Below are 15510 nucleotides of genomic sequence, written 5' to 3'. Positions count from 1 at the left end.
CCACCTCAGCGAAGTTCCTCGAGCTTGTCGGCGATGTCCTCTACGTCGTCTTCGGCCTCGCCGGAGTCGGTGACGGCCGCGGCCGCACTGCCGACTTCCAGACCGGCGGCGTGACCGATGTCGTCCTGCGTCTCGACGAAGATGAAGGGGATGCCCTTCTCGTCGGCGAGTTCCGGAAGGTGCATGACGATTTCTTCCGGCTGAACGTCCTCGGCGATGTAGACGAGGTCGGCGTTGCCGCGCTCGACTGCTTTGGTCGTCTCGTTGGTTCCTTTCTTGACGGTACCTGTGTCTCGGGCGACCTCGAGCGCCTCGACAGCGCGGTCTTGGAGGTCGGCCGGAACGTCGAAGTTTACGTACACTGGCATAGGTTGTTCACCTCCCTGCACGTCGGCTCAGGCTCCCCTGCCGGAGTAATCCTGTGCGGCTAGGAGCATCATCAACCGCGCGCAGGTCGTACCCTTGCGTAGTTCGTCCCCCCTTAAAAGCGCTTTCAAATGCTACGGCGGCTTGCGAAACCGGCGCACGGGCGCGGAGCCACGACTCGACGTGGTAGACGGGTCCGGGCGTGCCCGAAGCGACGGAGCGCCGGGCCGAATCGTTTCGGAAAGACGAAGGAAAGCCCCTTGTCCGACTCCCGCCAAGGGGCGGGCATGACACTCGCCGAGGTCGTCTCTGCGCTCCGCGAGGAGGCCGAGGCGACCAACGAGCGCCGACTGCTCGTCCTCGCTGGCGAGCGAGACGCCTGCTACGCGGCCGCCGACCGGACGCTCGACGCGGCCGAAATCGACCGCGAGGCGACCACTCTCGTCGGAACCGGGAGACTGGGGTGTGAGCGCGTCGGCCCGAAGCGCGCCGACCGACTGCTCGGGACGACCCGCGACTGCGTGGTGTTGGACTGCCACGCCGACTTCCGGCCGAACGCGGTCGGCCGAGTCGTGGGTGCGGTGGACGGCGGCGGCCTGTTCGTCCTGCTGGCGCCGGACCTCGACGGGTGGCCCGACCGCCGGACCGACTTCGACCGGACCTTGGCGGTGCCGCCCGCCGACGCCGACGACGTGACGGGCCGCTTCCGGCGGCGGTTCGCCGAGACCCTGCGCGCCCATCCGGGGGTCGCGGTCCTCGACGTTGACGCCGACGAGCGGTCCGACGGAAGTCCCGACGAGCGGTCCGACGCGGACGCCGAAATCGGCGTCCGCGTCGAGCGCGACGGCCTGACGAACCCGGCACCGCGGCTTTCGACCGGTGACGAATCCCCGACCGCCCCGAAGGGCGCACCTTCCCCGAGGCGGCCTACGACGCCTGTCTCACGGCCGACCAGATGACGGTCGTCCGGCAACTGGAGGCGCTTCGGGCCGACGACGGCTCGGAGGAAACCGCCGTCGTCGTGGAGGCCGACCGGGGCCGGGGCAAGTCCAGCGCCGCGGGTCTCGCGGCCGGGAGTCTGGCCGCGGAGGGCGCAGACGTGCTGGTGACGGCCCCCGAGTGCCGGAGCGCCCGCGAGGTGTTCGTCCGGGCCGCGGCGCTGTTGGAGGCGCTCGGCCGGGAGTTCGAGACCGACCGCGACCCGCCGCGCGAGATTCGAATTCGGGGCGCGGGGAGCGTTCGGTTCGAGACGCCGACGGAGGCCGCAGAGTCGGTAGGCGAGGGGGCCGCCGACGCTCCCGATGCCGTCTTCGTGGACGAGGCCGCGGCGCTCTCGGTCCGGTTGCTCGAACGGTTGCTAGCCGCGCCGCGGGTCGCGTTCACGACGACGATTCACGGCTACGAGGGCGCGGGCCGGGGCTTTTCGGTCCGGTTCCGCGACCGACTCGCCGACGGCGACCACGAGGTAGTCGAAACTCGACTCGACGAACCAATCCGGTACGCGGCGGGCGACCCCGTGGAGGTGTGGGCCTTCGACGCGCTTCTGCTGGACGCTCGGCCGCCGGTCGATGAGGTGGTCCGGGACGCCGACCCCGAGTCCGTCGAGTACCGCGAGTTCTCCCCCGAGGAGTTGCTGGCCGACGGGAACCTGCTCCGGGAGGTGTTCGGCCTGCTGGTGTTGGCTCACTACCGGACCGAACCCGACGACCTCGCGCGCCTGTTGGACGCGCCGAACCTGACGGTTCGGGCGCTCCGTCACGAGGGCCACGTCGTCGGGGTCGCACTGCTGGCCCGCGAGGGGAATCTCCCCGCGGACGTGCGCGAACACATGTACGAAGGCGGGCGCGTGCGGGGCAACATGCTCCCGGACGTGCTGACCTCCCAAATCCGGGACGAGCATGCCGGAACCCCGGTCGGGATGCGAGTGATGCGCATCGCCACCCACCACGCCGTGCGCTCGCGCGGACTCGGGTCGCGCCTGCTCGGGGACGTGCGGGCGGAGTTCGACGGCGAACTCGACTGGCTCGGGGTCGGATACGGCGCGACCCCGCAACTCCTCCGGTTCTGGCGCGAGAACGGCTATCGCGCGGTCCAACTCTCGACCACGCGAAACGACACCAGCGGGGAGTACTCGGCGCTCATGCTCGACCCGCTCTCGGAGGCGGGTCGGGACCTCCACGACCGGCACGCCCGGTGGTTCGCTTCCCGCGTCGGGTCGATGCTGGCCGACCCCCTGCGGGACGCCGACCCCGACGTGGTGCGGGCGCTCCTCCGGTCGGTCGAAGCCCCGGTTTCGCTGGACCTCTCGGCGTGGGACTGGCGGACCGTCGTGTCGAGCGCGTACGGGCCGGGCCTGTACGACGCCGCGCCCCGACCCTTCCGCCGGGTGGCGCTCAAGCACTTCGTGGACCCCGAGAGCGGTCGGGGACCGGGGAGCGAACCGGAAGACGCCGGTCCGCTCTCGGCCCGCGAGGAGCGGATACTGGTCCGGAAGGTCCTACAGGGTCACCCGTGGCCCGACGTGGCCGACGAACTCGGCTTCCACTCGGCGGGCCAGTGCATGCGTGCGCTCGGTGACGCCTACGAACCGCTAGTGGACCGCTACGGCGACGAGGCGGCCGAAGAAGAGAAGCGGCGATACGGCGAGTGAACCGCGACTCCGGGCGGACGACGCGCACCTGACCGCGGACCGTTCCGAACGCCGATGTCAGTCGTCCGCGTCGGGGGTCACCTCCACTACCACGTCGTCGGGACCCAACAGCGCCACCGTACAGTCGCAGTAGTCGAAGACGGCGTGGCCCCCTTCGCGGCGACCCCCGGACATCGTGTCGTCGAACAGGTCGTCGAGTGCGTCGGGGTCTATCGTGCCGTTCAGCGGCGGGAGGTCGGTGGGTTCGCAGTCGCGGGCCTCGGCCACGGTTCGAACGACCGCTTCGCTCGGGGCGCTGTCGCCGACGTGACGCTTCTCGGTGGCGTCGTTCGGACAGAATGCTCCGTCGTCCATGGATTATTTACGGCCCGTAGCGGTGTGAGCTATCGGCTTGATTAGTGAGGACCCTTTTACCAGCGCCAGAACCATGTGACTGAATGGCGTACGTGCCGACGATGGAGTGCGCCGAGTCGGGATGTTCGGAGTCGGCGACAGTCAGACTTCACGTTCCGTGGGCCGAGAACCGCGAGGTGTGCGCGGGCCACGCCCGCGTGCTGGTGCGACAGGACGGCGTGGTCGCCGACCCCCTCACGAACGGCGACGAGTGGCCGTGAGCGAAGTCCGCGACCCGTCGAGCGTCCGAAGACTGCGCACCGGCAAGCGTCCGGCGAGCGAGTCGCGTCAGCGACGAGCGTGCGCCCCCGAGGCGGCTCTCAGCAATAAATACCATCTTTAAAGCAACTCATACATATATTTAGACGTTACATTTCTTGCTGAGCTACGCCGACGGGTCTGCGCAAGCGTCGTTCGCGTCGTCGTTCCAGCGGTGGACGACGGGACCGTTCAGGTCCCCGTCACGAATCGCGGCCTCGACGCTGTAGCACTCGGACGACTGGTCGGCCGGGAGACGGTACCGGTCGCCGAACGTGCGGTCGTCGTGGTGGTTGTGGTTACTGTTTCTGCGGTCGGCCTCCGCGTTTCCGAAGTCGTCGGAGTAGATAGTTCAGGTCGTTCTCCTCCGCTACGTCACAGCACTGCGACCGCCGAAATCGCCAGAAAGAGGTCCTCGAAAGCCCCCAGCCGCGAGCGGGCGGCCCCTTTATCCCGCCCCGTGGTCTGGTTGGTCTGTCGCGCTTCCCGACCCCTACGCTCTCCCGGCCGACTCGCCTCCCCGAGATTTATATCAACCGTTTGTGAAAGGCCGCGCATGGAAAGCCAGCGCGGAGGACCCGAGGGAGGTGAACCGACCGACCGCGCACGGGACGAACCCACCGGCCGCGGCGACTCCAGCGAGCGTGGCGAGTTCGGCGACAGCGCAGATACCGACGACAGCGCAGATACCGACGACGGTGCAGACTCCGGCCGCGTCCACGTCCGGCGGCTCGACGTGGTGGACACCCTCCGGTGGTCGTGGCACGTCCTGCGCGAACACCGGAACCTCGTCGGTGTCGCACTCGCGGCCCACCTCCCGGCAGTCGTGGCCGCGTCGGGCGTCTCGTGGCCCGACCCGTCCGCGACCCCGGAGTTCGCCGGGTGGGTCCTGCCGACGTATCTCCTCCAGTTGGTCGTCACCGTCGTCGCGGGCGGCGTCTTCTACCTGACCGCGGCCGACGCCGTGGCCGAGCGTCCGCGACCCCTCCGCGAGCGAGTCGTGACCGCCGCGAAGCGCGTCCCCGCGCTGGTCGCCACCGCGCTGTTGCTGATTCCGCTCGTCGTCGCCGGACTCGCCGTGCTGGTCCTGCCGGGCGTCTACCTCTTCCACCGTCTCGTGGTGGCATTCCCGGCCTGCGTCATCGACGGCACCGGACCGGTCGCCAGTCTGACGACGAGTTGGCGGATTGCCGGGGGAACCGTGACGAAGATTTTCGGCGTCGGACTGGTCTACGTCGGCGTCGGGGTTGCGTCCGGCGTCGTCTCGGGCGCAATCGGCGGCCCGTACAGCGTGGTCAGCGCCGCGGCGACGGCCATCGTCGGAACCGCGATGTTCCCGCTGTTCGGTCTCGCGCTCGGCCACCTCTACCTCGAAAGTAGCCGCAATCAGTGACCCGCGTCGGGGATTTTCGGCGTCGGTAGCGACCCTCCGAGAGCGACGTAAACATATCAGTCTCCAATAACGAACGGGACGAGTCACTACTTTAGGAGAACAACTTTTTTAGTTTAGACTCGTCTAAACTCTGGTAACGATGCTATCTGAAACCACGGTCGTTTCGGGCGGACGCCCGTCCGGACCTTCCGCGGAGGTGTCGTCTCTATGACTGGTTGGCTCGAAATCCTCGTCGTCGCGGCGACTGCGCAGTTGGCCGTCCTCCCCGGCGAGAAGGTCCAGTTCATCATCGCCGGACTCTCGACTCGGTACAACCCGTGGGTCGTCGTCGCCGCCGCCGGAAGCGCGTTCGCCGGGTGGACCGCGCTCGAAATCTGGTTCGGAAGCGCGCTGAAGGGCGCGCTCCCGCCGGTCTACCTCGACTCGTTCACCGCCGTCCTCTTCCTCGTCTTCGCGGTTCTGCTCGTCCGGTCGGCACCGGACCCCGGCGAGGGTCTCGCCGAAACCGACGGCGGCGTCATGGGCGCGGGCGAACTCGACGTGTCGGTGTTCGGCCGCGAGGTCCCGAACGCTCTCGGGGGCTTTCTGCCCATCTTCGCTATGATGGCGGCCGGTGAGTTCGGCGACAAGACCCAACTGGTCACTATCGGACTCGCGGTTCAGTACGGCGCGAACCCGGCAATCTGGGCGGGCGAGATGCTGGCCATCATCCCCGTCAGCATCGCTAACGCCTTCTTCTTCCACAAGTTCTCCCACGCCTTCGACGTGCGGAAGGCCCACTACGCTGGCGCGGTGTTGTTCCTCTTTTTCGGTCTCGACACCGTGCTGGCAATCGTCACCGGGTTCTCGGTGTGGGAGACCATCGTCGGCACCGTCGCCGGTGCGATTACCGCCGCGATTCCGGTCTGAACGCCGGTGGCTTCTACCCGTTCCCGAACGAGTTGGCGATTCGCTCGCGCACGTTCTCGGCGGTCCCGGCGTTCTCGTGGCTCTCGCCCAACTCGAAACTGGCGAGCGCGTCGGTCACGGCGTTCGCCTCGGCGCGCGAGAGTTCGATGGTCTCGGTGTCGTCGGGGTCGTTGCCGCCGAAGATGGAGTCGTTGTCGAGCCATCCCGTGTCGTCGCCTGCGGCCATCTCACCCTTCTCGACGCCGCGATGCTCGTCGAAGTCGAACTCGGCCGCGAGGTGGTCTTGGACGTTCTGGATGCGCATCCCCCGGTCGTCGGAAGCGGTCATCTCCTCGCCGGACAGCGCGGCGATGACGACCCGCGCCTCGTTGCGCGTCATCTCGAAGGTGGCGGTGTCTCGGTCGGACATGGACTAGTCGGACGGTAGCCAGTCTGAAACTGTTGGTGGGCGATTCGGGTGGGTTTTCGTGCTGGGTTCGTCTCTGTGGTAGTGTACGTTTTTGCGGTCGTCGGAGTCGTCGTGGTTGTCGTCGGTGTTGAAGTTGCTGTTTCCGCGGTTCCTGCGGTCTCGGTCGTCGGAGTCAGAGTCGTCACTGTTGATTCTGCGGTCGTCGGAGTCGGAGAGAACGCCCAGAAAGCCCCCGCCCGCTCGCTCTGCAACAGTGTTGTGACCGCGAAAACCGTAGCGAAGAAGTCCTCGAAAGCCCCCGCCCGCTCGCGGTCGCTCAGCGACATATCCTCGCTCGCTTCGCTCGCTCGGATAGGGGTCGCTGAGACGACTGAAGTGGACGCGAGCGGGCGGCCCCTTTATCCACCCCTTCGGTTGGTCAGTCGGGCGTTCGCTGTCGGTTGGTCGGCCGAGCGTTCGCTGGCGGTTGTGTCACCGAGCGCAACTGGTGGGACCGCCACCGGTACGATTCGGGGCAGAAAAACGGGAATCCGCGGGTCGGCGTCCTCAGTCGTCGCTGCCGAGGATTCCGCGGTGGGTCATCTTCTCGGGGTCGATGACTTCCTCGGCCTCCTCCTCGCTGAGGTAGCCCTTCTCCACGACGACTTCCTTGACCGTCTTGCCCTCCTTCAGGGCGGTCTTGGCGGCGTCGCTGGCCTTGTCGTAGCCGATGTGGGGGTTGAGCGCCGTGGCGAGCGCCATGCTCTGTTCGACCTGCCGTTCGCAGTGTTCCTCGTTTGCCTCCAGTTTCCGGACGAACTTCTCGCCGAAGACTTCCGAGGCGTTGGCGAGCATCTCCGCCGACTGGAGGAAGTTGTGCGCGAGGACCGGCTTGTAGAGGTTGAGGTCGATTTGGCCCTCCGCCGCGCCCGCGCTCACCGCGGCGTCGTTGCCCACGACCTGCTTGTGGACCTGATTGACCGCCTCGGCGACGACGGGGTTGATTTTGCCGGGCATGATGGAGCTACCGGGCTGGTTCTCGGGCTGTTCGAGTTCGCCGAGACCGTTTCGCGGACCCGAGGCCAGCAGTCGGAGGTCGTTGGCGATTTTGTTGAGCGACCCCGCGATGGTCCGAAGCGCGCCGTGGGCCTCCGACATCGCGTCGTGGGCGGCCTGCGCTTCGAAGTGGTTGTCGGCCTCGCGGAACTCGACGCCTGTCTCCTCGGAGATGTACTCGGCCGCCTTCTCGGGGAACTCGGGGTGGGTGTTCAGGCCCGTCCCGACCGCGGTCCCGCCGAGCGCCAACTCCGAGAGGTGGTCGCGAACTTGGTCGAGGCGCGCGAGACCCTTCTCGACCTGCGTCCGGTAGCCGCCGAACTCCTGTCCGAGGCGGATGGGCGTGGCGTCTTGCAGGTGGGTGCGGCCGGTCTTGACCACGTTGTCGAACTCGGATTCCTTGGCCTCCAGCGCCTCGCGGAGCGAGTCGAGCGCGGGCAGGAGGTCCTTCTCGACGGCTTCGAGCGACGCGACGTGCATCGCGGTCGGAATCACGTCGTTGCTCGACTGGCCGAAGTTCACGTGGTCGTTGGGGTGAATCTCGCGCGTGCCGAGTTCCCCGCCGTAGATTTCCGTGGCGCGGTTGGCGATGACCTCGTTGGCGTTCATGTTCGAGGACGTGCCCGAACCGGTCTGGAACACGTCCACTGGGAACTGGTCGTCGTGTTCGCCCGCGATAACCTCGTCTGCGGCCTCCACGATGGCGTCGGCCTTGTCCTCGGGAATCAGTTCGAGGTCCCGGTTGGCCTCCGCCGCGGCCTTCTTCACGACGCCGAGTGCGCGCACGAACCGCCGCCCGAACGTGATACCCGAGACGGGGAAGTTCTGGAGCGCGCGCTGGGTCTGTGCGCCCCAGTAGGCGTCGGCCGGTACCTGCATCTCTCCGAGACTGTCCTCCTCTGTCCGGAAGTCCTCGTCGTCAGTCATCCGTTCGAAAGTCTACTTCCCGCAGATAAATATCGTGCGCACTCGGCGTCGGGGCACGGACCGAGCGGGGAGTCGGGTGATACGAATCGTCCCGACCGACCGAACGCCTAAGGGTCTCGGAATCGCCGTCGCGTCGGCGGTCCGCCGACGCGACGCGAAACTCTTCCGGTGTTTCGATTGTTGAATTTTATCTGGCTTCGGACTCGATACCCGATAGAGCGACGACAGCGGCCGATAGCGGGGCCGGGTGACACAATCTAACAATTTACTCGGTCTTACATTAATTTCAACAACGTTTAAGTGGCTGGTGTGTGATTCCCTTTCTTAGGTCATGACAGATGCCAACGAAGGTACCGACGTTTCTCGGCGCGACTATCTCAAAGTAGCCGGTGCAGGCACTATCGGCGTCACCGGACTGGCTGGTTGTATGGGCGGCGGCGGTGACGACGAGGAGACGACGACCGCGAGCGAAGGGACGACCGAAAGCGGGAACGCGGGCGGCGAGGAGACGACGACCGAAGGCGAGTCCTCGACCGACTACGAGACGCTGGAGGTCCAGCACTGGTGGACCGGCGGCGACGGCAACAAGGCCGTGACTGCGCTGTTCGAGGGCTTCGCGGAGAAGTATCCCGACATCGAGGTCAACCAGAACCCCGTCGCGGGCGGTGCGGGCCAGAACCTCAAGACCGTCATCAAGAAGCGCGTGCTGAACAACAACCCGCCGAGTACGTGGCAGGCGTGGCCGGGCGCGCACCTCCAACCGTTCGTGAACGCCGACAAACTCCAAGACATCGGTGACTCGGTGTGGGCGGAAAACGGCATGAAAGACGCCTACCTTCAGGGTCCAAAAGACGCCGCCAAGCCCGGCGGAAAGTTCGTCACGGTACCCATCAACATCCACCGCCTCAACAACCTCTTCTACAACAAGACGGTCGTCGAGAACGCGGGCGTTGACCCCTCTTCCATCTCGAAACCGAGCGACCTCGTGTCGGCGATGAAGACTGTCGAAGAGGAGACCGACGCGGTCGGTATGGCGAACCAAACCAAGTCGGCGTGGTCCACGGCCCAACTCTGGGCGCAGGTCCTCCTCGGCGAGTACGGCAAGGAGACCTACGTGGCCTTCACCGAGGGGAAGGTCGAAGCGAACAAAGAGGCCATCAAGGACTCGCTCAGCATCGTCAAGAAGTACAAGAACTACTTCAACGACGACGCCGGGTCCATCTCGTGGACCGAGGCGAACAAGAAAATCATCAACGGCGAAGCCGCCTTCTTCCATCAGGGCGACTGGGCCGCGGGCATGTACCGCGGACAGGACGGCTTCGAGTTCGAGTCCGAGTGGGGTCAGGTGCCGTTCCCCGGCACGGGTGGCATCTACGCGCTGAACATGGACTCGTTCCCCATGCCGAAGAACAACCCCTCGCCCGAGGCGGCCAAGAAGTTCCTCCAGTACTGCGGTTCGGTGGACGCCCAAGAGCGATTCAACCCCAAGAAGGGGTCCATCCCGCCGCGGACCGACGTTCCCAAAGACGAGTTCGGGCCGTTCCTCAGCAGACAGATGGACGACTTCGCCAACTCCGACGCGCAGGTCAAATCCATCCAGCACGGACTCGCCATCCCGCCGGAAGCCAAGAGCAACTTCGGCGAGGCGATGTCCACGTTCACGTCGGGTTGGAACGTAGACAAGACCTACAAGCAACTGAAACAGGCGTTCAACTGAAGACGGTTCCGACTGTTCCTTTTTCACATGCAATCACTCAAAGACGCGTTCCGACGATTAACCCCCGGACGAGGCGATAGCGGGGACGACAGCGGGGAGGTTCGAGCCGACGGCGGAACGACCGTAACCGGCGAACGCACCGAATCCGAGACCGGAACCGGCCGGTCGCTCCTGTCTAGCGACTTCGTTCAGTCGATGCCGTTCTGGTTGCCGCCGTTCCTGCTGATGGGCTTTTTCGTCTACGGGGCCATCGGGTGGAACCTCGTCATCTCGCTGACCGACTTCAGCGGACTCATCCTGCCGGAGTACGAGATTTCCGAGTTCGACTTGGAGATGTACCGGCAGGCGTTCTCGGACCCGTCGTTCTGGACGGCGGCCCAGAACACGCTGGTCCTGTTGGTGGCGTTCACCGCGGTCTGCCTGCTCTTTGGCCTGCTGTTGGCAATTCTGGTGGACCAAGAGATTCGGTTCGAGAACACCTTCCGAACCGTCTACCTCCTGCCGATGAGCCTCTCGTTCGTCGTGACCGCGAAGTTCTGGGCGTGGATGTACAACCCCCAAATCGGGATGATAAACGTCACGCTCCGCCAGTTTGGGCTGGACTTCCTGACGCTCCAGTGGATTTCGAACCCCGACACCAAACTGGCGGCGGTCATCTTCGCGCTCATCTGGCAGTTCTCGGGGTACGCGATGGTGGTCTACCTCGCGGGACTCCGAGCGATTCCGACCTCTCACTACGAGGCGGCGAAGGTTGACGGCGCGAGTACCATCAAGATGTACTGGCGGGTCATCCTGCCCCAACTCCGGGCCTCGACCATGAGCGCCGCGGTGGTGCTGATGGTGTTCGCGCTGAAGGCCTTCGACTTCCTCTACGTGATGTTCGGCAACAACCCCGGCCCGGCCGCCGACATCCTCGCGACGATGATGTTCCGCGAGGCGTTCGGGTCGAACAACTGGGCGTACGGGTCGGCCATCGCCATCGTGCTGTTCGGCATGGCGCTGGCGGTTGTCGCACCGTACCTCTACAGCGAATACCGACGAGGTGAACTATGAGCAGTCCGCCAGCTAGTCCGACGCCGGAAGACCACACGCGAAGGGAGCGAATCGAACGAGCGGTCCGAGACGCCGACGGCCGCCGGGTGGCGCTGTACGCCGTTCTCGCGGGTCTGGTCGGTTTCTATCTCGCGCCGCTCGAAGCGGGCCTGATGACCGCGTTCAAGACGACCGAGGCGTTCAACGAGACGGTTCCGTTCCTCCCGCCGTTCGGCGGCGGGTTCACCTTCGAGCCGTGGCAAATCGCGTTCGACGCGATGTCGAACGCGCTGATAAACAGCCTCCTGCTCGCGGTTCCGGCCACGATTCTGTCGGCGGGTCTCGGTTCCATCGCGGCCTACGGACTGACGACCATCGACTGGAAGTACCAGATGCCCATCGTCGCGCTGTTCGTCGCGGGCATCTTCATCCCGTATCAGGCGGTGCTGGTGCCGCTCTCGCGGTTGTTCGCCATCGTCAACACGCAGGAACTGCTGTCGGCGCTCTGGGGACTTCCGCTGATGCACGAACACTACGCGAGTATCGTCAATCTCGTCGTGACACACGTCGCGTACGGGATTCCCATCACGTTCCTGCTGTTCCGGGCGTACTATCAGTCGTTCTCCGACGAGATGATAGAGGCCGCGCGACTCGACGGCGCGAGCGTGTTCAGCATCTACCGGAACATCGTCCTGCCGCTGTCGAAACCGATGTTCGCGGTGACGCTCATCTACCAGTTCACCCAAATCTGGAACGACCTGCTGTTCGCGCTGGTCATCCTGCCCGCCGGGGGCGGTGCGGCCGCACCGGTGACGATTGCGCTCAACAGTCTGACTGGCGGAATCGTCGAATCGTTCAACACCCAGATGGCGGGCGCGTTCGTCGCGGCCCTGCCCACCCTGTTGGTGTACGTCCTGTTCGGCGAACAGTTCGCAAAAGGAGTCGCTGGAGAAGCATGACGATGTACGTGACAAAGGTTTACACTACTCTACGACGGAGGACAGCACGATGGCCGAACTGACCCTAGACGGGCTAACGAAGTGGTTCGACGACGACGGCGACCGCATCGTCGCGGTAGACGACGCCACCGTCGAAATCGAGGACGGCGAGTTCCTCGTGCTGGTCGGTCCCTCGGGGTGCGGGAAGTCCACCACGCTCCGGATGGTCGCCGGACTCGAAACCGTCTCGCAGGGCGACATTCGGCTCGGTGGTCACTCCATCACCGACGAACCGCCGACGACGCGGGACATCGCCATGGTGTTCCAGTCGTACGCGCTCTACCCCCACATGACCGTGCGGGAGAACATGAGCTTCGGGTTGGAGGAATCGACCGACATGCCCGACGACGAAATCGCCGCGCAGGTAGAGCAGACCGCCGGGATGATGGGCATCGCGGACCTGCTGGACCGCAAACCCGGCGAGCTGTCCGGCGGTCAGCAACAGCGGGTCGCCCTCGGGCGCGCCATCGTGCGCGACCCCGAGGTGTTCCTGATGGACGAACCGCTGTCGAACCTCGACGCGAAACTGCGCTCGCAGATGCGGACCGAACTCCAGCGATTGCAGGAGGAACTGGACGTGACGACGATGTACGTCACCCACGACCAGACCGAGGCGATGACGATGGGCGACCGCATCGCCATCCTGAACGACGGGGAACTCCAGCAGGTCGGCACGCCGCTGGAGTGCTACCACGAACCGCGAAACGTCTTCGTCGCGGGGTTCATCGGCGAACCCTCGATGAACTTCTTCGACGCGACGTTGGAGCGAGACACCCTCGTCGCCGACGAGTTCGAGTATCCGCTCTCGGACGACGTGCTGGCCGACGTGGAGGGCCACGACCGACTCGTCCTCGGCATCCGGCCGGAGGACATCGAACTCGTCGCGGAGGGCGACGACCCCCACGACTTCCGGACGCGCGTGGACGTGGTGGAGCCGATGGGCGACGAGAACAACGTCTACCTGACGTTCTCGGGCGCGGGGAGCGCCGAGGCGTCGGGCGACGACGCCGAGACGTTCGTCGCCACCGTCTCGGGCATGCGGAGCGTCGAGAGCGGACAGGAAGTCGTCGCTCGCATCCCGGAGAAAGCGATTCACGTCTTCGACCGGGACACCGGCGAGGCCCTGCACAACCGCGAGTTGGACCGGAGCGAAGTCGCACAGCCGAATCTCTGAGCGGTTCGGCGTGCGTTCTGACGCACTCTTCTCGTCGTTTTCTGCTTTCGTCGCTTCTTTCTCGTCGCGGCGCTCGGCCGACCAACCGACAGCCAACGCTCGGCCGACCAACCGCCGGGGCGGGGGCTTTCCGGGCGTTCGTCACGACGACTTCCGATTTCGAACCGGGAAGACCGAACGAACGCGACGACTCACTCCTCGTTTTCGACGGCCGATTCGAGCAGTACGTCGGCGGCGGTCCGGTCCGGCGGGCCGACCGATTCCTCGCGCGCGAATCTCGCTATCCGCTGTTGGGCGTCGGCGACGGTGGTCTCGCCGCGTTCGAGTTCCGGCAGGAGGTGCTTGTAGAGGTCGAGTTCGGCGTCGAGCGACCGGGCGAGTTCGGTTCGGGCCTCGCCGTAGGACTGCTCTTCCTCCAAGTAGACGAAGAGTTTGGTGCTGTACTCCCGGAGGCGCTGTTTCGTCTGGTCGTTCACGTCGGGGTGGTCGAGCAGGTCCTCGGCCGCGAGGTTGTCGCCGTCCGCGTCGTCGTTCGCGCCGCGAATCTCGTTTCTGGCGAGGGTCTTGGCCGTGTCGTACTTCGAGGAGAGTTCCGCGCGGGTCTCTTGGCTCGCTTCGGTCCACTGTTCGAGCAAGCCCAGCGCTTCGCCCAGCGTCTCGATGCGGTCGGCCAGTCGCCGGACGAACGCGGCGGCGTTGCCGTCCTCGACCGTCTGAATCTCTTCAACGAACGTCGGCATGGGCAGTGGTGGAGGGTTCGGTCGTTCTGAGTACCATACCGAAGTTACGTCGGCCCGGACCCTTGGTCTCTCGGGTCGCCGCACGTCTCTCGGCCCGGACGCTTCGTCTCGGCCCGGTCCGTCCCGGTCCGGTGTGCCCGGCGCGCTACTCGCCGTGTTCGGCGTACTCGTCGGGCGCGTAGGTCTTCAGTTCCAGCGCGTGGATGTCCTCGGTCATGTGGTCGCCGAGCGCGTCGTACACCATCTGGTGCTGGTCTACGAGGCTCTCGCCCTCGAACGCGGGCGAGACGACGGTGGCCGCGAGGTGGTCCTCGTCGTCGGGACCGCGCGGGTGCGTGACCGTCGCGTCGGCGTCTTCGAGGTTACGTTCGATGAGGTCGGCTACGTCGTCGGCGTTCATGGACGGGCGTACGCATCCGGCGGTGAAATGCGTGTGGATAGCCGCTACCGGGAGTGTCGGGTCCGTCGGTCGTCGGCGTCGTCGCTCTAACGATTCCAGATAATGCTAAAGAAAATAAAAATACGTCTTTAAAAATTGTATGTAATTGTCCCGAACTCAGTGCGCCACTTCAATCCAACACTGGCGACGAGACTCGATACAGATACTCCGGCAGGCGGGCGCGGCGCACACGCGCCGCGCCCGTACGCGAGAGGTCTGTCAAAGCGACTGAAGGTCAAAGCGATTGAAGGCCGTCATGCCCCGTGATTGCGGTGACTAGCTCTCTCGCGGTCGCTGACTCTCTCGCCATCGAAACCACGTCGATGAACGCTTCGAAACCCCCGTCCGCTCGCTCCGCAACCGCACCGCAACCGCCAGAATCGTGGCGAAGAATGCCCAGAAAGCCCCCGCGCGCTCGCTATGCGTCGTCAGGACGGTGAATGCGACCGCAAGAACCGTCGTAACGAACGCCCAGAAAGCCCCCGCGCGCTCGCGGTCGCTCAGCGACATATCCTCGCTCACTGCGTTCGCTCGGATAGGGGTCGCTGAGGCGACCACGGGCCTACGGCCCGCGAGCGCGCGGCCCCTTTATCCCGCCCCGGCGGTTGGTCGGTCGAGCGTTCGCTGTCGGTTGGTCGGTCGAGTGCATCCCGTGGTCCGAACGCTGTCGTTCGCCCGGAAAAAGAGCGTCGCGCTCCGCCGTCACTCGGGGACTGCGATGCGGTCGAGGCGACCCACCGTCTGGGTCTCGGGGTCGTCGCCGTCGTCGAGTCCGCCCTCGACGCGTTCGACCACCGGCTTTCGGTAGTCGGTGTAGACGTTGATGGCGTCGTCGCCGAGTTCGACCGTGAACCCCTGCACGTCGTCGTCCGGTCGCCAGACGCGAGTGACTTCGCCTTCGGCGTCGTCGCCGCGGCCCCGCCCACCGCGGGGCGACCACTCGACGCGGACGCGTCGTCCCTCTTCGAGGTCGTTCGGCTGAAGCTGGTCGGTCGTCACGGTGGCTCGAAGTTGGTTCCGCCGCCCCTCAAAACTTCGGGCACGGTCCGGGCGTGCGAGTAGCGACCGGC

General features: G+C 65.6%; 15 protein-coding genes and 1 pseudogene. 8 read left to right on the top strand and 8 right to left on the bottom strand.

The genetic code is table 11. The features are described 5' to 3' along the window. Positions 1–5 precede the first annotated feature (5 nt). On the bottom strand, positions 6–368 hold the full coding sequence (rpl7ae, locus tag P2T60_RS06895) for a 50S ribosomal protein L7Ae (protein ID WP_276281814.1): 363 nt from the start codon (positions 366–368) through the stop codon (positions 6–8). 285 nt (positions 369–653) lie between these two features. Between rpl7ae and tmcA the strand changes: the two are divergent. Continuing rightward, positions 654–3016: pseudogene (gene tmcA / locus P2T60_RS06890) on the top strand (tRNA(Met) cytidine acetyltransferase TmcA). 57 nt (positions 3017–3073) lie between these two features. On the opposite strand, the gene P2T60_RS06885 reads toward tmcA, so the two are convergent. After that, positions 3074–3370, bottom strand: a complete 297-nt coding sequence (locus tag P2T60_RS06885) for a DdfA family disk-determining factor (protein ID WP_276281813.1) — start codon at positions 3368–3370, stop codon at positions 3074–3076. A gap of 101 nt (positions 3371–3471) precedes the next feature. Here P2T60_RS06885 and P2T60_RS06880 point away from each other — a divergent pair, with 101 nt between their 5' ends. The 3 genes from P2T60_RS06880 to P2T60_RS06870 all read left to right on the top strand — a co-directional run bounded on the left by P2T60_RS06880 (position 3472) and on the right by P2T60_RS06870 (position 5969). Beyond that, on the top strand, positions 3472–3630 hold the full coding sequence (locus P2T60_RS06880; protein WP_465261680.1) for a DUF8014 family protein: 159 nt from the start codon (positions 3472–3474) through the stop codon (positions 3628–3630). 593 nt (positions 3631–4223) lie between these two features. After that, entirely contained in the window at positions 4224–5060 is an 837-nt protein-coding gene (locus tag P2T60_RS06875) for a hypothetical protein (protein ID WP_276281812.1), read from the top strand. A 207-nt stretch (positions 5061–5267) separates the two neighbouring features. Beyond that, positions 5268–5969: a TMEM165/GDT1 family protein gene (locus tag P2T60_RS06870; protein ID WP_276281811.1), complete on the top strand. Its 702-nt coding sequence runs from the start codon at positions 5268–5270 to the stop codon at positions 5967–5969. Positions 5970–5982: 13 nt separating this feature from the next. Here the strand turns inward: P2T60_RS06870 and P2T60_RS06865 are convergent, their stop codons facing one another. Next, a complete protein-coding gene (locus P2T60_RS06865; RefSeq protein WP_276281810.1) occupies positions 5983–6378 on the bottom strand; it encodes a hypothetical protein in 396 nt (131 codons plus the stop codon). A 546-nt stretch (positions 6379–6924) separates the two neighbouring features. Then, complete coding sequence (locus P2T60_RS06860; protein ID WP_276281809.1) at positions 6925–8340, bottom strand: class II fumarate hydratase; 1416 nt, start codon at positions 8338–8340, stop codon at positions 6925–6927. Positions 8341–8671: 331 nt separating this feature from the next. Between P2T60_RS06860 and P2T60_RS06855 the strand changes: the two genes are divergently transcribed. From P2T60_RS06855 to P2T60_RS06840, 4 genes are read left to right on the top strand one after another with little or no spacing between them, the layout of a single operon-like run. Beyond that, positions 8672–10057, top strand: a complete 1386-nt coding sequence (locus tag P2T60_RS06855) for an ABC transporter substrate-binding protein (protein ID WP_276281808.1) — start codon at positions 8672–8674, stop codon at positions 10055–10057. A gap of 27 nt (positions 10058–10084) precedes the next feature. After that, positions 10085–11110 (top strand): carbohydrate ABC transporter permease, encoded by a 1026-nt coding sequence (locus tag P2T60_RS06850; protein WP_276281807.1) that lies wholly within the window; start codon positions 10085–10087, stop codon positions 11108–11110. After that, positions 11107–12048, top strand: coding sequence for a carbohydrate ABC transporter permease (locus tag P2T60_RS06845; protein WP_276281806.1), 942 nt, complete (start codon positions 11107–11109; stop codon positions 12046–12048). Before P2T60_RS06850 ends, P2T60_RS06845 begins: the two co-directional genes overlap by 4 nt. A 49-nt stretch (positions 12049–12097) precedes the next feature. Beyond that, positions 12098–13261, top strand: coding sequence for an ABC transporter ATP-binding protein (locus tag P2T60_RS06840; protein ID WP_276281805.1), 1164 nt, complete (start codon positions 12098–12100; stop codon positions 13259–13261). A gap of 191 nt (positions 13262–13452) precedes the next feature. On the opposite strand, the gene P2T60_RS06835 is transcribed toward P2T60_RS06840, so the two are convergent. The 4 genes from P2T60_RS06835 to P2T60_RS06820 form a co-directional block, all read right to left on the bottom strand. Beyond that, on the bottom strand, positions 13453–14001 hold the full coding sequence (locus tag P2T60_RS06835; RefSeq protein WP_276281804.1) for a hypothetical protein: 549 nt from the start codon (positions 13999–14001) through the stop codon (positions 13453–13455). 145 nt (positions 14002–14146) lie between these two features. Then, on the bottom strand, positions 14147–14401 hold the full coding sequence (locus P2T60_RS06830) for a BolA family protein (RefSeq protein ID WP_276281803.1): 255 nt from the start codon (positions 14399–14401) through the stop codon (positions 14147–14149). Between the two features lie 315 nt (positions 14402–14716). Beyond that, positions 14717–14950, bottom strand: coding sequence for a hypothetical protein (locus P2T60_RS06825; RefSeq protein ID WP_276281802.1), 234 nt, complete (start codon positions 14948–14950; stop codon positions 14717–14719). A gap of 192 nt (positions 14951–15142) precedes the next feature. After that, on the bottom strand, positions 15143–15439 hold the full coding sequence (locus tag P2T60_RS06820) for a hypothetical protein (protein ID WP_276281801.1): 297 nt from the start codon (positions 15437–15439) through the stop codon (positions 15143–15145). Between the last annotated feature and the right edge of the window lie 71 nt (positions 15440–15510).

Origin of the sequence: Halorussus caseinilyticus, assembly GCF_029338395.1 — an archaeon.
Taxonomy (GTDB): domain Archaea; phylum Halobacteriota; class Halobacteria; order Halobacteriales; family Haladaptataceae; genus Halorussus; species Halorussus caseinilyticus.
Note: the sequence above shows the minus strand (reverse complement) of the source record. Positions and strands in the feature narration are given on the sequence as shown.

Bases quoted from the DNA above. Each gene is read 5' to 3' on its own strand.
- P2T60_RS06840 (WP_276281805.1), top strand. From the start codon at position 12,098: ATGGCCGAACTGACCCTAGACGGGCTAACGAAGTGGTTCGACGACGAC.
- P2T60_RS06885 (WP_276281813.1), bottom strand. From the start codon at position 3,370: ATGGACGACGGAGCATTCTGTCCGAACGACGCCACCGAGAAGCGTCAC.
- P2T60_RS06880 (WP_465261680.1), top strand. From the start codon at position 3,472: ATGGAGTGCGCCGAGTCGGGATGTTCGGAGTCGGCGACAGTCAGACTT.
- P2T60_RS06870 (WP_276281811.1), top strand. From the start codon at position 5,268: ATGACTGGTTGGCTCGAAATCCTCGTCGTCGCGGCGACTGCGCAGTTG.
- rpl7ae (WP_276281814.1), bottom strand. From the start codon at position 368: ATGCCAGTGTACGTAAACTTCGACGTTCCGGCCGACCTCCAAGACCGC.
- P2T60_RS06860 (WP_276281809.1), bottom strand. From the start codon at position 8,340: ATGACTGACGACGAGGACTTCCGGACAGAGGAGGACAGTCTCGGAGAG.
- P2T60_RS06845 (WP_276281806.1), top strand. From the start codon at position 11,107: ATGAGCAGTCCGCCAGCTAGTCCGACGCCGGAAGACCACACGCGAAGG.
- P2T60_RS06875 (WP_276281812.1), top strand. From the start codon at position 4,224: ATGGAAAGCCAGCGCGGAGGACCCGAGGGAGGTGAACCGACCGACCGC.
- P2T60_RS06855 (WP_276281808.1), top strand. From the start codon at position 8,672: ATGACAGATGCCAACGAAGGTACCGACGTTTCTCGGCGCGACTATCTC.
- P2T60_RS06830 (WP_276281803.1), bottom strand. From the start codon at position 14,401: ATGAACGCCGACGACGTAGCCGACCTCATCGAACGTAACCTCGAAGAC.
- P2T60_RS06835 (WP_276281804.1), bottom strand. From the start codon at position 14,001: ATGCCGACGTTCGTTGAAGAGATTCAGACGGTCGAGGACGGCAACGCC.
- P2T60_RS06850 (WP_276281807.1), top strand. From the start codon at position 10,085: ATGCAATCACTCAAAGACGCGTTCCGACGATTAACCCCCGGACGAGGC.
- P2T60_RS06825 (WP_276281802.1), bottom strand. From the start codon at position 14,950: ATGTCGCTGAGCGACCGCGAGCGCGCGGGGGCTTTCTGGGCGTTCGTT.
- P2T60_RS06865 (WP_276281810.1), bottom strand. From the start codon at position 6,378: ATGTCCGACCGAGACACCGCCACCTTCGAGATGACGCGCAACGAGGCG.